Source organism: Paenibacillus sp. 2TAB26, from assembly GCF_052115145.1.
In the GTDB taxonomy this organism is placed as follows: domain Bacteria; phylum Bacillota; class Bacilli; order Paenibacillales; family Paenibacillaceae; genus Pristimantibacillus.
The window spans coordinates 169723-189339 of sequence record NZ_JBFRGC010000009.1 but is presented as its reverse complement, the minus strand read 5'-3'; the positions used below and the strand labels follow the sequence as shown (position 1 = coordinate 189339).

At 45.0% G+C, this 19617-nt stretch carries 15 protein-coding genes; 12 read left to right on the top strand and 3 right to left on the bottom strand.

What is annotated here, in order from left to right; genetic code table 11:
* Position 1: 1 nt before the first annotated feature.
* Positions 2 to 1408: a glucuronate isomerase gene (uxaC, locus tag AB4Z50_RS12115; RefSeq protein WP_441879127.1), complete on the top strand. Its 1407-nt coding sequence runs from the start codon at positions 2 to 4 to the stop codon at positions 1406 to 1408.
* 15 nt (positions 1409 to 1423) lie between these two features.
* On the opposite strand, the gene AB4Z50_RS12110 is transcribed toward uxaC, so the two are convergent.
* Entirely contained in the window at positions 1424 to 1678 is a 255-nt protein-coding gene (locus tag AB4Z50_RS12110) for a hypothetical protein (RefSeq protein ID WP_339207608.1), read from the bottom strand.
* Positions 1679 to 1778: 100 nt separating this feature from the next.
* Between AB4Z50_RS12110 and AB4Z50_RS12105 the strand changes: the two genes are divergently transcribed.
* The gene (locus AB4Z50_RS12105) at positions 1779 to 2513 is read left to right on the top strand and encodes an SDR family NAD(P)-dependent oxidoreductase (protein WP_441879125.1); all 735 of its coding nucleotides are present in this window, start codon (positions 1779 to 1781) and stop codon (positions 2511 to 2513) included.
* Positions 2514 to 2624: 111 nt separating this feature from the next.
* On the opposite strand, the gene AB4Z50_RS12100 is transcribed toward AB4Z50_RS12105, so the two are convergent.
* Positions 2625 to 3839 carry an aspartate aminotransferase family protein gene (locus AB4Z50_RS12100; RefSeq protein WP_441879123.1) on the bottom strand — a complete coding sequence of 405 codons (1215 nt, stop codon included), beginning with the start codon at positions 3837 to 3839 and terminating at the stop codon, positions 2625 to 2627.
* Between the two features lie 144 nt (positions 3840 to 3983).
* Here AB4Z50_RS12100 and AB4Z50_RS12095 point away from each other — a divergent pair, with 144 nt between their 5' ends.
* Positions 3984 to 5006 (top strand): dienelactone hydrolase family protein, encoded by a 1023-nt coding sequence (locus tag AB4Z50_RS12095; protein ID WP_441879121.1) that lies wholly within the window; start codon positions 3984 to 3986, stop codon positions 5004 to 5006.
* 1 nt (position 5007) lies between these two features.
* On the opposite strand, the gene AB4Z50_RS12090 is transcribed toward AB4Z50_RS12095, so the two are convergent.
* Positions 5008 to 5880, bottom strand: coding sequence for a helix-turn-helix domain-containing protein (locus AB4Z50_RS12090; protein WP_076267955.1), 873 nt, complete (start codon positions 5878 to 5880; stop codon positions 5008 to 5010).
* Between the two features lie 136 nt (positions 5881 to 6016).
* On the opposite strand from AB4Z50_RS12090, the gene AB4Z50_RS12085 reads away from it, so the two are divergent.
* From AB4Z50_RS12085 to AB4Z50_RS12045, 9 genes are all read left to right on the top strand, one after another.
* The gene (locus AB4Z50_RS12085) at positions 6017 to 7990 is read left to right on the top strand and encodes a glycoside hydrolase family 127 protein (RefSeq protein WP_441879119.1); all 1974 of its coding nucleotides are present in this window, start codon (positions 6017 to 6019) and stop codon (positions 7988 to 7990) included.
* A 270-nt stretch (positions 7991 to 8260) separates the two neighbouring features.
* Complete coding sequence (locus tag AB4Z50_RS12080) at positions 8261 to 9055, top strand: Nif3-like dinuclear metal center hexameric protein (RefSeq protein ID WP_441879117.1); 795 nt, start codon at positions 8261 to 8263, stop codon at positions 9053 to 9055.
* Between the two features lie 23 nt (positions 9056 to 9078).
* On the top strand, positions 9079 to 10659 hold the full coding sequence (locus AB4Z50_RS12075; RefSeq protein ID WP_441879115.1) for a response regulator: 1581 nt from the start codon (positions 9079 to 9081) through the stop codon (positions 10657 to 10659).
* A gap of 47 nt (positions 10660 to 10706) precedes the next feature.
* Positions 10707 to 12482 carry a sensor histidine kinase gene (locus tag AB4Z50_RS12070; RefSeq protein ID WP_441879113.1) on the top strand — a complete coding sequence of 592 codons (1776 nt, stop codon included), beginning with the start codon at positions 10707 to 10709 and terminating at the stop codon, positions 12480 to 12482.
* A gap of 135 nt (positions 12483 to 12617) precedes the next feature.
* On the top strand, positions 12618 to 14327 hold the full coding sequence (locus AB4Z50_RS12065) for an ABC transporter substrate-binding protein (RefSeq protein ID WP_441879111.1): 1710 nt from the start codon (positions 12618 to 12620) through the stop codon (positions 14325 to 14327).
* A gap of 192 nt (positions 14328 to 14519) precedes the next feature.
* On the top strand, positions 14520 to 15494 hold the full coding sequence (locus AB4Z50_RS12060; RefSeq protein ID WP_339207628.1) for an ABC transporter permease: 975 nt from the start codon (positions 14520 to 14522) through the stop codon (positions 15492 to 15494).
* Between the two features lie 15 nt (positions 15495 to 15509).
* The gene (locus AB4Z50_RS12055; RefSeq protein WP_339207630.1) at positions 15510 to 16454 is read left to right on the top strand and encodes a carbohydrate ABC transporter permease; all 945 of its coding nucleotides are present in this window, start codon (positions 15510 to 15512) and stop codon (positions 16452 to 16454) included.
* 18 nt (positions 16455 to 16472) lie between these two features.
* Positions 16473 to 17492 (top strand): endo-1,4-beta-xylanase, encoded by a 1020-nt coding sequence (locus tag AB4Z50_RS12050; protein ID WP_441879109.1) that lies wholly within the window; start codon positions 16473 to 16475, stop codon positions 17490 to 17492.
* Positions 17493 to 17520: 28 nt separating this feature from the next.
* The gene (locus AB4Z50_RS12045; RefSeq protein ID WP_441879107.1) at positions 17521 to 19569 is read left to right on the top strand and encodes an alpha-glucuronidase family glycosyl hydrolase; all 2049 of its coding nucleotides are present in this window, start codon (positions 17521 to 17523) and stop codon (positions 19567 to 19569) included.
* Positions 19570 to 19617: the final 48 nt, after the last annotated feature.

Here is a 19617-nt window from a genome sequence, read left to right as displayed (position 1 = left end):
AATGAAGCCATTTATGGACGATCATTTTTTGTTGTCAAACGAAACGGCGATTAAGCTGTATCATGATTTTGCAAAGGACATGCCGATCATTGATTACCATTGCCATTTGAGTCCGCAGCAAATTTTTGAGAATAAAAGCTTTGAGAACATTACGGAGGCATGGCTGTACGGTGACCACTACAAGTGGCGGGCAATGCGTGCGAATGGAGTAGAGGAGCGTTTTGTAACAGGCGGCGAGGGAGTAACCGATTACGAGCGCTTTGAAGCATGGGCCAAAACAGTTCCACAAACGATCGGCAATCCGCTGTACCAATGGTCGCATTTGGAGCTTCGTCGTTATTTTGGCATTTATGAGCTTATTAATGAGAAAAATGCACCGTCCATATGGGAACAGGTTAACGCGAAGCTCGCGACAGGCCAATTTAAAGCGCGTGATTTGGTCAACATGTCCAAGGTCGAGGTCATCTGCACGACAGATGATCCTGTTGATTCGCTGGAGTATCATATCGCGATCAAAGCTTTAGATGATTTTAACGTACAGGTGCTGCCTTCCTTCAGGCCTGACAAAGCGCTGGAAATCAATCGTCCTACTTTTCTAGAATGGGTTGGCAAGCTTGAAGAGGCGGCTGCAACGACGATCGACAGCTATGATGCGCTGCTTGATGCGCTTGAGGCAAGAGTAAAGTTTTTCGCTGAGGCGGGCTGCAAAGTGTCTGACCATGCGCTGGACTACGTTGCGTATGCAGAGACAACGAAGGCTGATGCTGCCGCTATTTTTGCCAAAGCCTTGAACAAGGAAACGGTCTCCCTGGAAGAAGAGAAGCAATACAAAACGTTCACGCTGCTCTTCTTGGGACGTTTGTATGCCGAGCGCGGCTGGGCGATGCAGTTCCATATCAATGCGGCTAGAAACAACAGCTCACGCATGTTTGGCAAGCTCGGACCGGATACGGGTTTTGATTCGATCAATGATAGCGACGTAGCTTACCCGCTAACGAGGCTGCTTGATGCGCTGGATATGGACGACGCGCTTCCGAAAACAATCGTGTATTCGCTAAATGCCAAGGACAATGATGTACTGGGATCCATTATTGGAAGCTTCCAAGGGGGCGGGGTGCCTGGGAAAATTCAACTTGGCTCTGCATGGTGGTTCAACGATACAAAAAATGGTATGCTTGATCAAATGAATACGCTTGCCAATCAAGGACTGCTTAGCCGCTTTGTTGGCATGCTGACCGATTCTCGCAGCTTCCTCTCGTACACCAGACATGAATATTTCCGGCGTTTGCTCTGCAATTTGCTAGGTGAATGGGTCGAGAATGGCGAGGCGCCGGAAGATATGGAGCTGCTGGGTCAAATGGTTCAAAATATTTCTTATCGCAATGCGAAAGCTTACTTCGGCTTCTAGCATGCTTGAAACGTTCTACAATTCCGCTAGCTCAGCGGGGGCTGTGGGACGTTTTTTTGTATCCAAGCGATAAGCAGCCATCAAAAATTTGAGCATCTGCGGTCCGGCTATATTCGCGGCAATTCCGAATAGCTCGGAATGCACTGCTTTTCGGCATAGCAAATAAAATGCCGCGCCGCCGATGAGCTCAAAGGCAATGAACTCCTTCCATTTCCAGGCGGGAACAATGTATATTTCAAATTCTTCTTTTTTGGCAGCTCGTGTACGCAAAATGGGAGCCCTCCTGCTAATTAGGCGCATTACAACCGTAACTAGATTATGCGGAGCAGCTTATCCATCATTCGCAATGATTTCAATAAGTATAATAGGAGTGATTGCATTGAAGAAAACAACCTTCGTAACCGGAGCAGATCGAGGAGTAGGCTTGGCCCTCGTGAAATGCTTGCTTGAGCTAGAATATGACGTTTTTGCTGGACAATATGCGGACCATGTACCGCAGCTTGATGAGTTAAAAGAAGCACATGCAGGTCGGCTGCAGGTGCTGCAGCTGGACATATCAAGTGATGAGAGTGTGGCGAGGGCGTTCGCGGCAACAGCTGCAAGGACGGATCAGCTGGACCTATTAATCAATAACGGAGCGATATTGGGAGATATTACAGCAACGGTGCTGGATCCGCTTCATTACGCGGAGATGCTTGATGTTTTTAATGTGAATACTCTAGGCAGCTTGCGGATGAGTCAGACCTTTATGCCGCTCCTGCTCAAGGGAGAATCAAAGTTTCTGCTCAATATTTCGTCGGAGGCGGGCAGCATAAGTGATTGCTACCGGGACAGCTGGTATGCGTATTGTATGTCAAAGGCAGCGCTGAACATGCAATCCAAGCTGATCCATAATGGCATTAAGCAGCTGGGAGGCCGTGTACTGGTTGTGCACCCAGGCTGGGTGCAGACGTATATGCAGGGCAAGTTAGATGCTGCAGCGTCACTTACGCCTGAGCAATCGGCGTCCTCTATTCTAAAGCTAGTTGAAGCCCGCATAAGCTTGGATGCTGCGTCAGCAGATTGTGAATACGTGGATTATGCAGGCAATGCGCTGAATTGGTAAAAGCTAGAGACGCGGATTCGATTGTGCAGCTGAGGCTAGTGCAAGAGCTCACTTCAATAAACCAGCCGATTCAGCATTCGCTGGATCAGCTGGCTCGTTACGAATGAGTCATTATTTAGCAGCAATCAGTTGACGGAAAGAGCGGCGCAGGATGAATATCATGAGATCGATATCCTTCTGCGTTACAATTAATGGAGGAACGAGGCGAATGGTAGATGAATTCAGTGCATTGATAAGCAGTCCCTCACGCATACAAATCGCAGCAAGCTCATCAGCGGTGTTCTCAGGTACGTCAAATGCGAGCAGAAGTCCTTTGCCGCGAATATTCGCAAGCGGAAATTCGTGAGAAAGATCACGAAGGCTGCCTTCTAGAAATTGGCCTTGCAGCTTAGCGTTGTTTGCCAAGTTTTGCTCCAGCAGTTCCTGAAGCACGGCATAACCTGCGGCCATGGCAAGCGGGGCTCCTGTATAGGTTCCGCCTTGATCTCCCGGCTCAAATAAGTCATATTTGCTTTTTGTCAGCATCGCCGCTAACGGAAAGCCAGCACCAATGCCTTTGCCTAAGGTGATGACATCAGGCATAATACCGTAATGCTCATAAGCGAACAGCTTGCCTGTTCTGCCCATCCCCGTCTGTATTTCATCAAATATTAACAGCATGCCGTACATATCGCATATTTTACGCAATCCGAACAAATACGCTTCATCTACGGAATGAACGCCGCCTTCCCCTTGCACGAGCTCGACCATAATTGCACAGGTGTTGTTCGTAACCGCAGCAAAGCAAGCATCAAGGTCATTAATAGGTACATGTTTAAAGCCCTCGACCTTAGGAGCGTATAGATCCTTCCACTTTGCTTTCCCAGTTGCAGACATCATAGCTAGCGAGCGTCCGTGGAAGCTGTTCGTTAACGTAATAATCTCATATGCTCCATTCAAATTAACAGAGCCATGTTTTCTTGCCAGCTTAATTGCACTTTCATTCGCCTCAGCACCGCTGCTTACAAAAAAAGCTTTATCCATACCGCTGACGCTGGTCAGCGTCTCGGCGAATTCAATCATTGGTTTATTATAGTAACCGGGGCTTGCATGAACAAGCGTTGAAGCTTGACGTGACAATGCCTCCTGCAATACAGCAGGGGAATGCCCCAAGCTTGCAACCGCCCAGCCGCCGACAAAATCCAAGTAACGATTTCCATCCGTATCCCACAAAAACATACCCTTGCCTTTTTCCATCACGACGCTGGGACGGTGCGCCGTAAAAAGAACCGATTTCTCCGCCGTTTCTAATAATGCCTTTGTTGCTGACTTTTCCATCTGAATCATTTACGAGCCTCCCGGTTATTCATTGTATTGCATAAATATACAACATTAAGAATAAAGATTCAACCACTTTGCTTGAATTTTCTTAAAGACAACAGAATGTAGGGAAGTGGACAACAAAAATGCAAACAAAGAGGAGAGATCACGATGTGGAATGGTGATTCTTATTTAACGAAGCTATATGACGAAGCCATTGCTCGGCATCAACAGCTTCGAACTCTGCAGCTCCGAAATGAACGCAGGCCGAAGCTGAAATCAGCGCTGCGAGAGTTGGTAGGCCAGTTCGAGCCTAATCCCGCACATATACCGAAGGTGCTTGAGCGTGTTCAATGCGATGGATATGTTCGCGAACGGGTGGAGCTGTCGGCTACGCCAGAGCTGACCTTTGCCGCGTATGTGCTTATTCCGAGTGATGTGCAGGGGCCGCAGCCGAGTGTGCTGGCACTGCATGGTCATGGTTATGGGAGCAGGCAAATTGTTGGTTTGCGGCAGGATGGATCACAAGATGATGAAGACCCGGGCAGCCATCAGCATTTTGCTATTCAGCTCGTGAAACGGGGCATGGTCGTGATCGCACCAGACGTCATCGGCTTCGGCGAGCGCAGGCTCCATGCCGATCTTGCGCTTAATCCAGATACGCCAAGCTCGTGCTACCGGCTGTCGACGCAGCTGATGATGCTTGGCAAGACATTGACCGGCCTGCGCGTATCAGAAGCGTTAAAAGCATTTCATTATTTGTCTACGCGTAAAGAGGTTGATGCTGATCGGATTGGCCTCATGGGTTTTTCTGGCGGAGGTTTAATTGGGTTTGTGACGGCCGTGCTGGAAGCGCGCATAAATGCAACGGTATTGACTGGCTTCGCGAGCACAGTCAAAGACAGCATCTTTGCCGTTCATCATTGCATTGATAATTACACGCCAAGTTTACTCGTTCACGCGGAGCTGCCGGAATTAATCGGATTAATTGCTCCGCGTCCGTTATTTCTTGAATCTGGAGAAAATGATCCAATTTTTCCGGTGGCAGGCTTTCGGAAGGCGGCAGCAGAGATTCAGGCCATTTATGAGGCGGATGGAGCTGGTGACAAGCTTCTAACGGACGTATTTCCGGGTAAGCATGAAATAAGCGGCCGACTGGCTTACGATTGGTTGAAGCAAACGTTATCGCCTTAAATTACGTCGTATATTGCTTGCGAAACTTCGTAGGCGGCAACCCGATTTGCTGCGTAAAGCAATTGGAGAAGTAGGGAACATTTTCAAATCCAACATATTGTGCGATTTCTGCGATCGGCCATTCTGTTTTGAGCAGCAGCAGCTTGGCTTGCTCAAGCCGATATTTGGACAAATAGTCGATAGGTGTCATGCCATACACCTGCTTCATGCAGCGGGTAATGTAGTTATAGTGAAAATTGAGAGCTTCAGCCATCGTTTTGCTTGAAATTTCAAATCGATAATTATTTTTTATATAAGCCTCCGCTTTCTCAGCTAGAGTGACAATGGGGCTTGTATAGCTGTCATTTTGCCGCAGGTCCATCATGCGCAGCAGCTCCTCGAATGTCTGCTGCTGCGTCCAGAATGCACTCGACTGACGCTCTCCTCCAGCTTTGTTCAGCGTACGCATTAAGCGAAACGCTTGCTCTGGATAGGGGAGCGTCCATGCTTTCTGCAGGTGAAGGGAGTAAGGCGAAGTTAAGAAACGATTGTAATGCTCTTCTTGGTTAATGCCTGAGTGATCGAGCTCCGTTTGCTGCCATTCCCCCACTGCTTGAAAATGAACCCAGTAAAAGCGTGTTTTTTCCTCGGAAGGCTTTACGGAATAGTGATAGCGGTCAGGCAGCAGAAGCAAGGTTTGCCCGTCTGTTAATTGCCATTTCCGCTCATCCTCGCCTATAAATAAGCAGCCATGTTCTACGATAAGAAGATCAAATACGCCTAGCTGCTTCCGGCTCGGATGCTGATCGCCACGTTCGTGATTCGTAACGCCGCTCTCTAAGTAATAAGGAAGCGGAGGGGCTGCAAAATAAATATGCTCCGATGCTGCTATCATAATCAATTACACTCCCTGCTTGTGTGAAATTTTATAAGTATTTAGTTATTTTCGTTTGTATTTAAGTTTTATTTTAACCCATAAAATAGAGATCAGCAGTATGAAGTTATTCATTTCGGAAGAGGGGTTTTAATAAATGGAGCAAATCGCAAGTAGGGACCATGCCAAACCCGTATCACTTAAGCAGATCAATATTCAAGATTCATTTTGGAATTATTATATTAATCTAGTTAGGGATGTTGTTGTACCCTATCAATGGGATGCTATAAATGATCAAGTAGAGGGAGCCGAACGAAGCGGAGCGGTTCGTAATTTTAAAATTGCGGCAGGTTTAGAAAAAGGGGATTTTTACGGCTTCGTATTTCAAGATACCGATGTAGCCAAATGGCTGGAGGCGGTCGCTTATTTGCTTGAGACAAAGCCAGATGCTGGCCTAGAGCAAATTGCTGACGAAATGATCGACATTATTGAAAAGGCGCAGCAGCCTGACGGTTATTTGAATACCTTCTATACGATTAAAGAGCCGGGCAAGAAGTGGACAAACTTGACGGAGTGCCATGAGCTTTATACCGCAGGCCATATGATCGAGGCTGGAGTAGCTTACTATAAAGCAACAGGCAAGAAGAAGCTGCTTGAAATTGTATGCCGCATCGCAGATGATATTGCTGTCGTGTTTGGTGATGGACCAGGTCAAATCGCAGGATATGACGGTCATCAAGAGATTGAGCTAGCACTTGTTAAATTATATGAGACAACGGGTGAACGCAAATATTTGGAGCTGAGCAGCTACTTTATTGACAAGCGCGGCCAGCAGCCCAGCTTCTTCGAAGCAGAGGCTGACCGCAGGGGCAGAACTTCGCATTGGAGCAATAATAAAATTCATATCGAAGCGGATTATTTCCAAGCGCATTTGCCTGTTCGTGAGCAAGAAGCGGCGGTTGGCCATGCGGTGCGTGTCGTTTATATGCTTGCGGGTATGGCGGATATTGCACGCGAAACGGGCGACGAGTCTTTGCTTGCGGCATGCCGCAGATTGTGGGACAATATAGCCTCCAAGCAGATGTACATTACTGGCGGTATTGGATCAATGGCGCAGGGCGAAGCTTTTTCATTCGATTACGATCTGCCAAATGATACGGTATATTCAGAAACTTGTGCATCGATCGGCCTCATTTTCTTCGCTCATCGTATGCTTCAGCTCGAGCCTAACAGCCGCTATGCGGATGTTATGGAACGTGCTTTGTACAATACCGTTATTGCAGGCATGTCGCGCGACGGCAGACATTTCTTCTACGTGAATCCGCTGGAGGTAACGCCGGATGTATGTGAAGGAAGAAACAAAAACTTTAATCATGTGAAGCCTGTACGCCAAGAGTGGTTCGGCTGTGCATGCTGTCCGCCTAATATTGCTCGCTTGCTTGCCTCGCTTGGCGAATATTTGTATTCCACAAAAGGTAATACCATTTATTCGCATTTGTATATCGGCGGAGAAATGGAGCTTTCATTAGGAGATACAAAAATCAAGCTTCATCAGCAATCCAATATGCCTTGGGCAGGTTCAGCACGTTTTGAGGTGACACTCGGCGAGCCGGCAGTATTCACTTTGGCGCTGCGTATACCAGACTGGTCTTCCAATGCAGCGGTACTCATAAACGGAGAAGCCTTTTCCCTTGCGAATCAAATCGTGGACGGCTATGCGCGAATTGACCGGGAGTGGACGTCCGGCGACGTTGTGGAGCTTGCATTCGATATGCCTATATTACGAGTAAGAAGCCATCCGCTAGTGAAGCAAAATGCTGGAAAGGTAGCGCTGCAGCGCGGACCGCTCGTCTATTGCCTAGAGGAAGCGGACAACGGAAAGCAGCTTCAGCAGCTGCTTCTGCCGCAGGATGCCAAGCTGGAGGAAACGTTTGAACAACATCTGATTGGCGGCATCCAAGTCATTAAGGCGCAGGCGCTGAAGCTTCAATTCGAGGATTGGGGCACTCAGCTTTACCGCACCAACGCAGACGCAGCTCTTGAGCAGACGGATGTTACGTTTATTCCCTATTACGCATGGGCGAATCGCGGCAAAGGCGAGATGGCGGTATGGGTGAAGGAACGACTATAGGCCGTTTGCATTCCAGCTTTTTTGAACTGAGATGATCAAAATAATTTGGCGATTGCTTACCGAGATTAATTCGGAAGTAATCGCCTTTTTTGTGTTGCAAAATATATAGTTTATAGGGTTGACACTATACTTTTTACATTGTGCAGTTTATTTTTTGAAATTACAATTTAATTAAACATGAATACGATTTATTTCATGCTATTATTGGCGTTATAACACTAATGAAATAAACGACATGTCATACTATACCTACAGGGGAGGGCATAAAAAATGATCCGAATACACAATGTGATTGAACAGTTAAAGGCTCCCATTGATCATATAGAAGGCAGTGTTGATACGTTAAAGTTTGGAAACGCTCAGACGGAGGTTAAAGGTATTGTCGTTGCCTTTATGGCAACACAACAAGTGCTGGAGAGATCGGTCGAATTAGGGGCTAATCTCATCATTACGCATGAGGGTACTTTTTTCAGTCACCATGATGCAAAGGAATCTACTTATGTGAATGATCCTATTTATAAGGCTAAAAGCCGATTTATTGAAGAATCAGGATTGGCGATTTATCGCTTTCACGATTATTGGCATCGTTACGAGCCAGACGGCATTATGGAGGGGCTTATTCACGCCTTGGATTGGAATGATTATGTGACGGAGCATTTGCCTGCCGCATCAATCGTTGCCGTTCAACCGATGAAGCTCGAGCAAGTGATCGAGCATATCAAAAAAAAGCTGGGAATCCGTTATGTACGTACAGTAGGGGATTTATCCACAAGTTGCAGCCGGATTGGATTATTGGCCGGCTACAGAGGTGGAGGGGACAACGCGATTCCTTTATTTGCAAACTATAAGCTGGACTTGATCATATACGGCGAAGGCCCGGAGTGGGAGACGCCAGAGTATGTAAGGGATGCCGTCCACCTGGGCAGGCACCAAGCACTAGTTGTTCTAGGACATTCCGAAAGCGAGCAGCCAGGTATGAAACTGCTGGCTGATCGGCTTCGCCATAAATATTCCACTATTCCTGTTCATTTCTTGCCTGTAGATCCCGTTTTCAAAGTGGTCTAACCCCCAATAAGAGGAGGAATTTGATGCATTTACATCGTGCAATTCTGGTAGATGATGAACCATTTACCCGCAAAGGCTTAATGAAGCTGATCGATTGGGAAACCTGCGGCTTTCAAATCGTAGGGGAGGCTGACAATGGCGAGGATGCGCTTGAGCTGATCAAGCGTGTGCAGCCTGAGCTTGTCATAACGGATATTCGTATGCCGGTTATAGATGGGCTTGAGTTGATTCGTTTAGTCACGATGGAAAATATAGCTGCGCCCTACTTTATTATTATAAGCGGCTACAATGATTTTAATTATGCGCAGCAAGCGATGCGTTATGGCGTACATGACTTTGTTGTTAAACCAATTGATGAGATTGAATTCGCCAATACCTTAACCAAATTAAATGACAAACTTAAGCTCAAACAAATGGAGCAAGTTAGAAACAATCGGCTCATGGGCGGCGAAATGATTCAATCACTTATTCTCGGAGAAGCAAGCGAAACAACCATAATAGAATGGGAACAGCGCCTCAATTTGAAGGAAGAAGATCGTATATTTTATTTGTTTGCTGAACTGAATGATAACTATAATTGGTTTCCTTATGAAGAGAAGGTTTCCTACGCGCGATTCAAAGAACTTGTAGAGCAAGTGCTTGTTCGTATTACTTCAGCAGAACAGCCAATTTGCTTCAATGAGCATCGCAATCGTATCGGCATTCTACTGCCGGGCTACTTGCTGGCTCATTGGGGTGGGGATATTGAACGATTTTTAATCGCCTTTAGAGATGCGCTTGATGCGCATTTGGGAAAAGGCGTGTTTCTTTATTCTGGTTCTGTTGTACAGGGGCTGTTAGATATTCGTGAATCGTACAAGACCGCCAAGGAAGCCATTTTATATAAATATGTATATGAGGATAGTCGTATCGTTATCTATGATCAAATCCAATCGGAGAAGCTGAACTATATCGGGTTAGATCCAGCTGATTTTAATCAATTTATGGAGCAAATGGAGGAGCTGCAGCTTGATGCTGCGATAGTATTCGTCGATAAATGGTTTCATGATTTCCGGGAGAAACGGTATGCCCCAGAGGCTGTGAAGATGAACATTCAGCTGTGCTTGATGGGAATATTGAAAACCATTCGGAATATGGAGGGTGACGAACAATCCTTGCAGACGCTCGGGCCGCTGCTGAGCTGGCATGATTCTCATTTATCGCTTGGTGAACTAAAAAAACTATTTATTGCATTTATCGAAGAAAGTCAACAAAGTATTGCAGTGCTTAGGAAGGAACAGTTGAAGAGCGATATTCAAAAAATTAAAAGTTATATTGAAGTCAATTATTCGCAAAACATCAGTTTAAAGAGTATTGCTGCACTATTTTATGTCAATCCCGTCTACTTAGGCCAATTGTTTAAGAAGACATATCGTGTATATTTTAATGAATTTTTACTTCAGCTTCGAGTGAACGAGGCCAAAAAGCTGCTGAGACAATCGCGTACCATGCGCATATATGAGATTGCAGAGAAAGTCGGCTTCAGCAATGCAGATTATTTTGTCACGCAATTTGAGAAAATTGAGCATATGACACCTACTGAATATCGAAATAAGCTCTTGTAGGCCTTCGTGCTTAAAGCATCCGTTATTTGAAGAAAAGGAGAATATCCGTGAAGCTGAGCCTAAGTCTCAATAATGTTCGTCTACGAAATAAGCTGCTCATTCTTTATATTTTTTCGGTGTTTCTTCCCATCGTATTAACCAACGTTATTTTTTATAATGTGACGACGGAAAATGTGAGAAACCAGCGGATGAAGGATATTTCACGAGCAGTAGAACAAATTAACAACGAATTCCGGTCCGAAGTCGAGGACGCGGTTACGATTTCTTCTGTATTTTATACGGATTATAATTTAAATGAAATTTTAGAGAGGGATTATCAAGAGCCGGCAGCTTATGTTGAAGCTTATGATACTTATTTCCGAAGAATTTTGAATAGCTACACGCCTGTTTATGCCTCTATTCAGAACATCAAAATTTTTGTGGAAAATCCGACAATGCTGCATTCAGGCGGCGTTGGTTATTTATCGGACGAAATTAAACAGTCTGACTGGTACAAATTGCTCAAAGAAAGAGACAATTCTTACCCTATTTTCATTCGAACGCAGCAAGAGGATATCTATCTGAAAAACGATAATTCTACCAGTAGGAATACATTTAGTATTATCAGTAAGATGGATTATTTTGAATCGAAAAATAAATGGCAAAAGTTTTTGAAAATTGATTTGAAAACGAGCACGATTGATCAAATATTTCGAAACCAAAACCTGCAAGGCAACATTTATTTGATTGATGATAAAGGTAAGGTTGAATATACGACTGACCCCGAGGTAGACTGGAGCAAAAAATCGCTTGCGTTTGATGAATTAGTTTTCCCTAAGGATTCAATTGAGTTTCCTTCCACTAATTCCTATGTGAGTTATTTGGAAAATTGGCGTATTGTCGGTACGATCTCGGAGGAAGAGGTGCTTAAGGATGTTAGACAGTCCAGAGAATTTGTTTTTGTGCTGGCCTGTTTAAATATTTTCATCCCAACGCTGATTATATTATGGATTTCACGTTCACTGCACGAGCGGTTGGTTCGCATTTTGCAGCATATGAAAAAAGTGAAAAACCAGAACTTCGATACGATTAAGCAGGGTGAATCCTTGGATGAAATCGGACAATTAACGAGTGAATTCAATCGAATGACGATACAAGTTAAAAGCTTGATTGATGATGTTTATATTGCGGATATTCAGACAAAAACATTGGAGCTTGAGCGGAGGAAAGCGCAGTTGAATGCGTTGCAAAGCCAGATCAATCCTCATTTTCTGTTTAACGCGCTGGAAACGATTCGAATGCGAAGCCTCATCAAGGATGAGATGGAGACGGCTAAGATCATACACAATATGGCGAAAATATTTAGAACCTCGCTCACTTGGGGCAAGGACCGCGTTATGGTTAGTGAAGAAATTGAATTTATTTTGTGTTTCCTCGAAATTCAGAAATACCGCTTTGAAGATCGGATGAATTATCACATTCACGTAGATCCTTCTGCTAAAGAGTGTAAGGTGCCGAAAATGATGTTTTTGCCGTTTGTAGAAAATGCAAGCATCCATGGCATTGAGCCGTTAAGGCAAGGGGGGAGCATTCAAGTACAAGTTGAGCGTGATGCTGACACGTTAATCTTCTCGATTAGAGATAATGGAATCGGCATGAATGATCAAAAAGTCAAACAGTTTTATGGCTATTTGGAAAGCGACGAAGAGCTAGGCGAGAGAATAGGCGTTCAAAACGTTATTTATCGCTTAAAGCTGATTTATGGCGACCGTTTTCAACTATTAATTAAAAGTGAACCTGGGGAAGGCACCTTTATAAGGGTTGCTGTTCCAGTTGAGATATAGGGCTGCTCGTTAAATCGATTATCCTATATGTTTTTTTAAGTTTGAACTATAGTTTATTGGGTAAACAAAGTATTTTAGATTACTTATAATGAAAGTGCTTACAAAAAAAGTTGCACTCGAAAGGGGCTGGGGAAAGTGAAAAAGAAAATATTATTGACTTGTATGACTGCCTTTATGATCTTTACTGCTGCATGCTCGAACAGCGGCAATGGCGGAGAAGCAAAGCCAACAAACAGCACAAACACTCCTGCAAATACTGCAAGTGAAGGGAAAGAAACAGATAAGCCGGTTGAAAAAGTTACTTTTTCTTATTTCAATGGTGTTGCAGCAGCTAAGGACATTAACAGCAACGAGACGACGATTGGTAAAATTTTGGAGGATCAAACGGGTGTTAACTTTAAAATCGAGCATTTGGTTGGCGATTTGAACACAAAGGTTGGCACGATGATCGCATCAAACGCTTATCCAGATGTTATGATTCCGGATGCTGCAATTGACAAGATTTTAGATGCAGGTGCGTTTATTGCACTGGACGATCTTATTGAGCAATACGGCCCTAATATTAAACGGGTATATGGCAAGTATTTTAATCAAATGAGAGCCGCGGACGGCAAAATTTACTTCCTGCCATTCTCTAATACAGTTGGCGAGTATATTCCGGATCCGAACATTAACCAAGGTGCATTCTGGGTACAACGCAGGGTATTAAAAGAAGCAGGTTATCCGAAAGTAACAACGCTTGATGGTTACATGGATCTCATTAAAAATTTCGTAGAGAAGCACAAGGATGAGGATTTGACTGGTTATGTTTCACTGACACATGACTGGAGATTTTTCGCAACTTCCAACCCTCCAAACCATTTGGCAGGTTACCCGAATGACGGCAACGTCATCGTGGATATGAACACCTTCGAAGCAAAAACATACGCTGCGGATGAAAATACGAAGCGCTGGCTTCAAAAGCTAAATGAGATCAATGCTGAAGGCTTGTTCGATAAAGCTTCCTTCGTAGATAATTTTGATCAATATTTAGCTAAATTGACTTCGCATAAAGTGGTTGGCTTCTTCGATTACGGCTGGCAGTTTGCTAATGCGCAAAATGCGCTCAAAGACGCCGCTAAACAAGATCCAACACAGGATGATTTCGTATACTTCCCGCTGCCAGTTACTTTTGACGGCCAAAAGGATCAATACCTGGATCCTCCAGGCTTTGTTAAAAACCGCGGTATGGGTATTACCGTGAGTGCGAAGGACCCAGCGCGCATTGTTCAATACTTGGATAATCTTCTAACAGACGAGAACCAAATTCTTCAGAAATGGGGAATTAAAGGGGAAACGTACGAAGTAAATGAAAATGGAAGAATGTACCGTACAGCGGAACAAATCGCCAAAATCGATGAAGCTTTCAACGAAAAATTTGGATTTAAATATTATTCTTGGAACTGGCCGCTTTACAACAATGGCTCGTCTCTGCCGGATGGCAACTCCGTATCACCAGGAATGCAAGCAGAAGTATTCCAAATGAGCCTAACTAATGAAGACAAGACTATTCTAGAAAAATATGGCGTGAAAACGTATTCCGAACTGTTTGCAGCACCGGACGATCGTCCATGGTACCCTGCTTGGGGCATTCCGAAGGAGCAAGGCTCCACGCAGCAAATTTGGGAAACGAAAAAAGATGAGCTTACGAAAAAATACTTCCCTAAGCTTGTCCTTGCGAAACCAGCTGACTTTGAGAAGGTATGGACAGAATATACAGATGCATTCGGCAAGCTGGATACAGCTGCCTACGAGAAATGGACGACAGATGAAGTGAAGAAATTGATTGAAGCATCCAAGCAATAAAATAGAAGGATCGGTGAAAGGCCGGCTTGCGGATGCAAAATGCCGGCCTTTCTTCAAATATAAGAATTTATAAGTTTGTTAACTTATAAAAGACTTATATTTCTCTGTCAAAGCTGCTTCGGCGTCCAGAGGTCGCCGAAGACGCTTTTGCTTGCTATCCAGCATCATTCAGTCCGGAAGGAGAGATTCAAGATGGAACATAAGCCCGATATGTCATCGTCAAACCTGGTGCTGCCTAAGAAGCCGTCGGGACTGAAGAATTTTGCGAAAAAGCTCATTGAGCAGCGCGTGCTTGTTCTTATGTCTGTACCGTTTCTAGCGTGGTTGTTTATTTTTAAATATATGCCTCTATGGGGGTGGACGATCGCCTTTCAAGCCTATAAGCCAGCGAAAAGCTTTAGTGAGCAGAAATGGGTTGGATTTGATCATTTTAAATTTTTATTCGAGGACGAAAGGTTTCTTCGCGTCTTAAGGAATACAGTAGCGATGAGCGGAATCAATCTGGTTCTCGGCTTCGTTACGGCAATCACACTCGCTTTGTTGTTAAATGAGGTCAGGAAGGTTGCTTTTAAACGTATTGTTCAAACGGTCAGCTATTTGCCCCATTTTATTTCATGGGTAGTTGCGGCAAGCATTATTCAAACAACGTTATCTCCAGATGGCATTATTAATCAAATGCTGCTTTGGATCGGATGGGTGGAAAAAGGCGAGGAAATATTGTTTCTCGGTATACCTGAACAATTCTGGACCATTTTTGGAGCAAGCTCTGTATGGAAAGATGTAGGCTGGAATACAATCGTCTACCTAGCGGCAATGACGATGATTGACCCTGCGCAATATGAAGCAGCAGAGATGGATGGAGCAGGCCGAATTAAACGGATGTGGTATGTAACGCTTCCGGGTATCAAACCGGTTATTATCGTATTGCTCATTATGAATATCGGGTATTTGCTGGAATCGGGCTTCGAGCCGCAGTATTTGCTGGGTAACGGCATGAACGTCGATTTTTCCGAAAACCTTGACATATTTGTTCTTAAATACGGGATTGCGCAAGGCAACTACTCGCTATCGATTGCAGCGGGCATGTTTAAAACCATTATCAGCTTTATTTTATTGTTCGCAGCGAACAATCTTGCAAAACGTATGGGCGAGTCCAGACTGTTTTAGAGGGAGGGGTACAACATGAGTCATTCGGCATCGGAAGCTGTGTCAAACAAACCAAGCCGCATCCGCTCATCACGCGGCGATCTCATATTTGATATTTGCAATTATATATTTCTTACCTTACTGATGGTTGTTACATTATATCCTTTCTTGAATACGGCCGCCGTATCACTTAACAATGCGACGGATTCGATTAAGGGCGGCATTTATTTGCTGCCAAGGATATGGACGCTGGACAATTATGCCTATGTGCTAAAAGAAGCAACGATATTCCATGCAACGCTGATTTCAATCCTTCGAACGGTGATTGGAACGATTGCTACCGTTTTTTGCTCAGCGATGGTCGCTTACACGATTACTAGGCAAGAATACGTTCTTAGGAAATTCGTAACGATTGCGTTCATCTTGACAATGTATTTTAATGGCGGTCTTATTCCCAACTTTTTGTTAATCCGTGATTTAGGCTTGATCAACAATTTTTGGGTCTATATTTTCCCAGGCTTAATCGGCGTATTTAACTTAATCATTATTCGTTCCTTTATTGAAGGGCTGCCAGAGAGTATTTTGGAATCAGCAAGAATAGATGGTGCAGGCGACTTCAAAATGTTCTACAGCATCGTTCTGCCGCTTTGCGTACCTGTACTTGCAACGGTTGCTTTATTCTCAGCCGTGTATCAGTGGAATCAATGGTTTGACGTGTTCTTGTACAATTCCTCGAATATCGATCTCAGTACGCTGCAGTATGAGCTTCAAAAAATTCTTCAGAACTCCAATGCATCTTTGACGGCGAAGACGGCTGCTGATGCATTCTCGGGCGCGGCCAATTCTGGAGGGAATTCGGTGACACCGCTTGCGGTTCGGGCAACGATGACGATTGTGGCTTCCTTGCCAATCATTATGGTATATCCGTTTCTACAGAAGTACTTTGTAAAAGGTATGACCGTAGGCGGCGTGAAAGGTTAATAGACAGGGGGAAATACGATGAGCAGCAACTCAGCCAATTCTATTCCTAAGTTATACGAAGCATTTAAAGATTCATTTGATATAGGCGCAGCGGTTAATCCGCGTACCATTGTTCAGGCTCGCGATCTCATTGCCACCCATTTTAACAGCTTGACTGCTGAGAATGAAATGAAATTTGTTAGCTTGCACCCTTCCGAAGATACTTATACGTTCGAAGACGCAGACAAAATCGTCGCATTTGCAAGAGAGCATGGGAAAAAAATGAGAGGGCATACACTGGTCTGGCATAATCAGACATCCGATTGGCTGTTTGAAGAAGCGGATGGCAGCCCGGTTAGCCGCGAGAAGCTTTTGGATCGATTGAAATCGCATATTCATACCGTTGTTGGCCGTTATAAAGATGATATTTATGCTTGGGACGTCGTAAATGAAGTCATTTCTGACGAAGGCGCAGCTATGCTGCGTCCAACCAAATGGCTGGATATCGCCGGTGTGGACTATATAGCCAAAGCGTTTGAATTCACACATGAAGCAGATCCTAAAGCTCAGCTTTTCTACAATGATTATAATGAGTCGAACCCTCTGAAACGCGATAAAATCTATCAATTGGTTAAATCGCTGCTAGAGCAGGATGTCCCGATTCATGGCGTTGGCCTTCAAGCGCATTGGAGCTTGTATCATCCTCATTTAGATGAAATACGGGCTGCGATCGAGAAGTACGCTTCACTTGGCCTACGACTGCAATTAACAGAGCTTGATATATCGATGTTCCGCCATGATGATGTACGAACCGACTTAGCAAAGCCTACTGAAGAAATGCTGGAGCTGCAGGAGAAACGATATGAGGCTGTCTTTCATTTGCTGACGGAATATCGCAATCATATTGATGCGGTTACGTTCTGGGGAGCGGCGGATGATTATACGTGGCTCAGTGATTTTCCTGTACGTGGACGGAAAAATTGGCCAATGCTATTTGATGAGAACCATGAGCCAAAAGGTTCGTTCTGGCGCGTCATGAAGCAGCACTCATCTCTCTGAGCCAGCTTACAAGGAGGCACGTTAATAAATGGACAGTCACACGTACAAGGCTTGGCTGAATCCTCAGCGGATAGAGGATTTGCATTTGAAAAAGGAGTATTCGGATCTTTTTGGTCAGATCGTCTTTAGTGGCGTGGCGACCGGCGTTTTGGAAACGGCAATCAAAGAGCTGCAGCATGGTATTCATGCCTTAATCGGCATAATCCCGGCAGTAAAGGAGCGGGCTGAGCCTGCGACGGCTGGCTTTCTTCATATTATGGTGGACTCCGTATTGATGGATTCTGATAGATGGGAGCCGTCCAAAGCGGGATATATAATTCGGTACAGCTCTCAGCAAGGCCATGGCAATTTATCTCTTGTCGGCGGATCAGATACAGCCGTATTATATGGTGTGTTTCATTTGCTGCGTCTATTAGGCGCCGGTAAGCCAGTGAAAGAACTGAATGCCGAGCAATCTCCAGCCATGTCGCTTCGAATGATTAATCAGTGGGATAATGCTGACGGTTCGGTAGAGCGAGGGTATGCGGGACAGTCTATATTTTATCAAAACGGAGAAATAACGAGTGATTTTAATCGAATAAACGATTATGCGAGAATGCTCGCATCCGTTGGCCTCAATGCGATTTCTATCAATAATGTGAATGTTCATGAGATTGAAACGATGTTCATCACAGAGGAAAAGCTTCCTGTTGTTGCGGTTATTGCAGACATTTTCCGCAGGTACGGAATTACGCTGTTTCTGAGCGTTAACTTTGCTGCCCCTCTGCAAACCGGAGGTCTGGCCACTGCAGATCCGCTGGATGCTGGTGTGCAGCAGTGGTGGAAGGAAACGGCTGAACGGATCTACGCGTTTATTCCTGACTTCGGTGGTTTCGTCGTGAAGGCAGATTCTGAGCATCGGCCGGGGCCATTTGCTTATGGACGTGACCATGCAGATGGAGCGAATATGCTGGCTGAAGCACTGGAAGCTCACGATGGCATCGTCATTTGGCGCTGCTTCGTTTATGACTGCATGCAGGATTGGCGTGATCGGAAGATCGATCGAGCACGTGCTGCATTTGACCATTTTAAACCGCTCGATGGTCGTTTTCGGAGTAATGTCATTCTACAAATTAAGAATGGACCGATGGACTTTCAGGTTCGCGAGCCCGTATCCCCATTGTTTGGCGCGATGAAGAAAACGAACCAGATGATGGAGTTCCAGATCACTCAAGAATATACCGGCCAACAGAAGCATCTTTGCTATCTCGTCCCGCAGTGGAAGCAGGTAATGGATTTCGATACCTATGCGGAAGGTGCATCGACTGAAGTTAAGCGAGTGGTGGATGGCACATTGTACGGTATGAAATATAGCGGAATTGCAGCGGTGAGCAATATTGGGAATGAAGAGAGCTGGACAGGGCATATTCTCGCACAAGCCAATCTTTACGGATATGGCCGGCTGGTGTGGAACCCGGCTTTAACAGCCGAGGAGATTTCGCACGAGTGGATAGCCGCAACGTTTGGCAATGATGCTGAGATAGCTTTAGCAATCGGTGACATGCTGATGAAGTCGTGGCTGTTATATGAAAGCTATACGGCACCGCTTGGCGTAGGCTGGATGATCACGCCTAACCATCATTTTGGTCCGGATGTCGATGGCTACGAGTATTCAAGATGGGGAACCTACCATTTTGCAGATCGTGACGGTATCGGCGTTGACCGGACGCAGGCGAGTGGAACAGGATATACCGCACAGTATAATGAACCAAACCGTTCGCAGTATGATAGTTTGGACACTTGTCCAGACGAGCTGCTGTTATTTTTCCATCATGTGCCTTATACCCATGTACTCCATTCTGGCAAGACGGTCATTCAGCATATCTACGATACCCATTTTGCGGGTGCGGAGGAAGCAGATCAGATGCTGCGGGATTGGGCAGGTTTGGCGGGCAAAATCGATGAAGCAAGGTTTGCGCATGTCGCTGAGCGCTTGACCTTTCAAGCTGCTCATGCCAAGCATTGGCGCGACGTGATCAATACGTATTTCTACCGCAAATCGGGCATTGCCGATGCGGCTGGTCGGAAAATATTTTAATGGGTTTGCATGCGAGGTGGAGATTTGTCCACCTCGTTTTTTGTTAGG

Excerpts from the sequence above, each read along its gene's own strand:
- uxaC (WP_441879127.1), top strand. The coding sequence starts at position 2 with ATGAAGCCATTTATGGACGATCATTTTTTGTTGTCAAACGAAACGGCG.
- AB4Z50_RS12100 (WP_441879123.1), bottom strand. The coding sequence starts at position 3,839 with ATGATTCAGATGGAAAAGTCAGCAACAAAGGCATTATTAGAAACGGCG.
- AB4Z50_RS12095 (WP_441879121.1), top strand. The coding sequence starts at position 3,984 with ATGTGGAATGGTGATTCTTATTTAACGAAGCTATATGACGAAGCCATT.
- AB4Z50_RS12090 (WP_076267955.1), bottom strand. The coding sequence starts at position 5,880 with ATGATAGCAGCATCGGAGCATATTTATTTTGCAGCCCCTCCGCTTCCT.
- AB4Z50_RS12085 (WP_441879119.1), top strand. The coding sequence starts at position 6,017 with ATGGAGCAAATCGCAAGTAGGGACCATGCCAAACCCGTATCACTTAAG.
- AB4Z50_RS12080 (WP_441879117.1), top strand. The coding sequence starts at position 8,261 with ATGATCCGAATACACAATGTGATTGAACAGTTAAAGGCTCCCATTGAT.
- AB4Z50_RS12075 (WP_441879115.1), top strand. The coding sequence starts at position 9,079 with ATGCATTTACATCGTGCAATTCTGGTAGATGATGAACCATTTACCCGC.
- AB4Z50_RS12060 (WP_339207628.1), top strand. The coding sequence starts at position 14,520 with ATGGAACATAAGCCCGATATGTCATCGTCAAACCTGGTGCTGCCTAAG.
- AB4Z50_RS12055 (WP_339207630.1), top strand. The coding sequence starts at position 15,510 with ATGAGTCATTCGGCATCGGAAGCTGTGTCAAACAAACCAAGCCGCATC.
- AB4Z50_RS12050 (WP_441879109.1), top strand. The coding sequence starts at position 16,473 with ATGAGCAGCAACTCAGCCAATTCTATTCCTAAGTTATACGAAGCATTT.
- AB4Z50_RS12045 (WP_441879107.1), top strand. The coding sequence starts at position 17,521 with ATGGACAGTCACACGTACAAGGCTTGGCTGAATCCTCAGCGGATAGAG.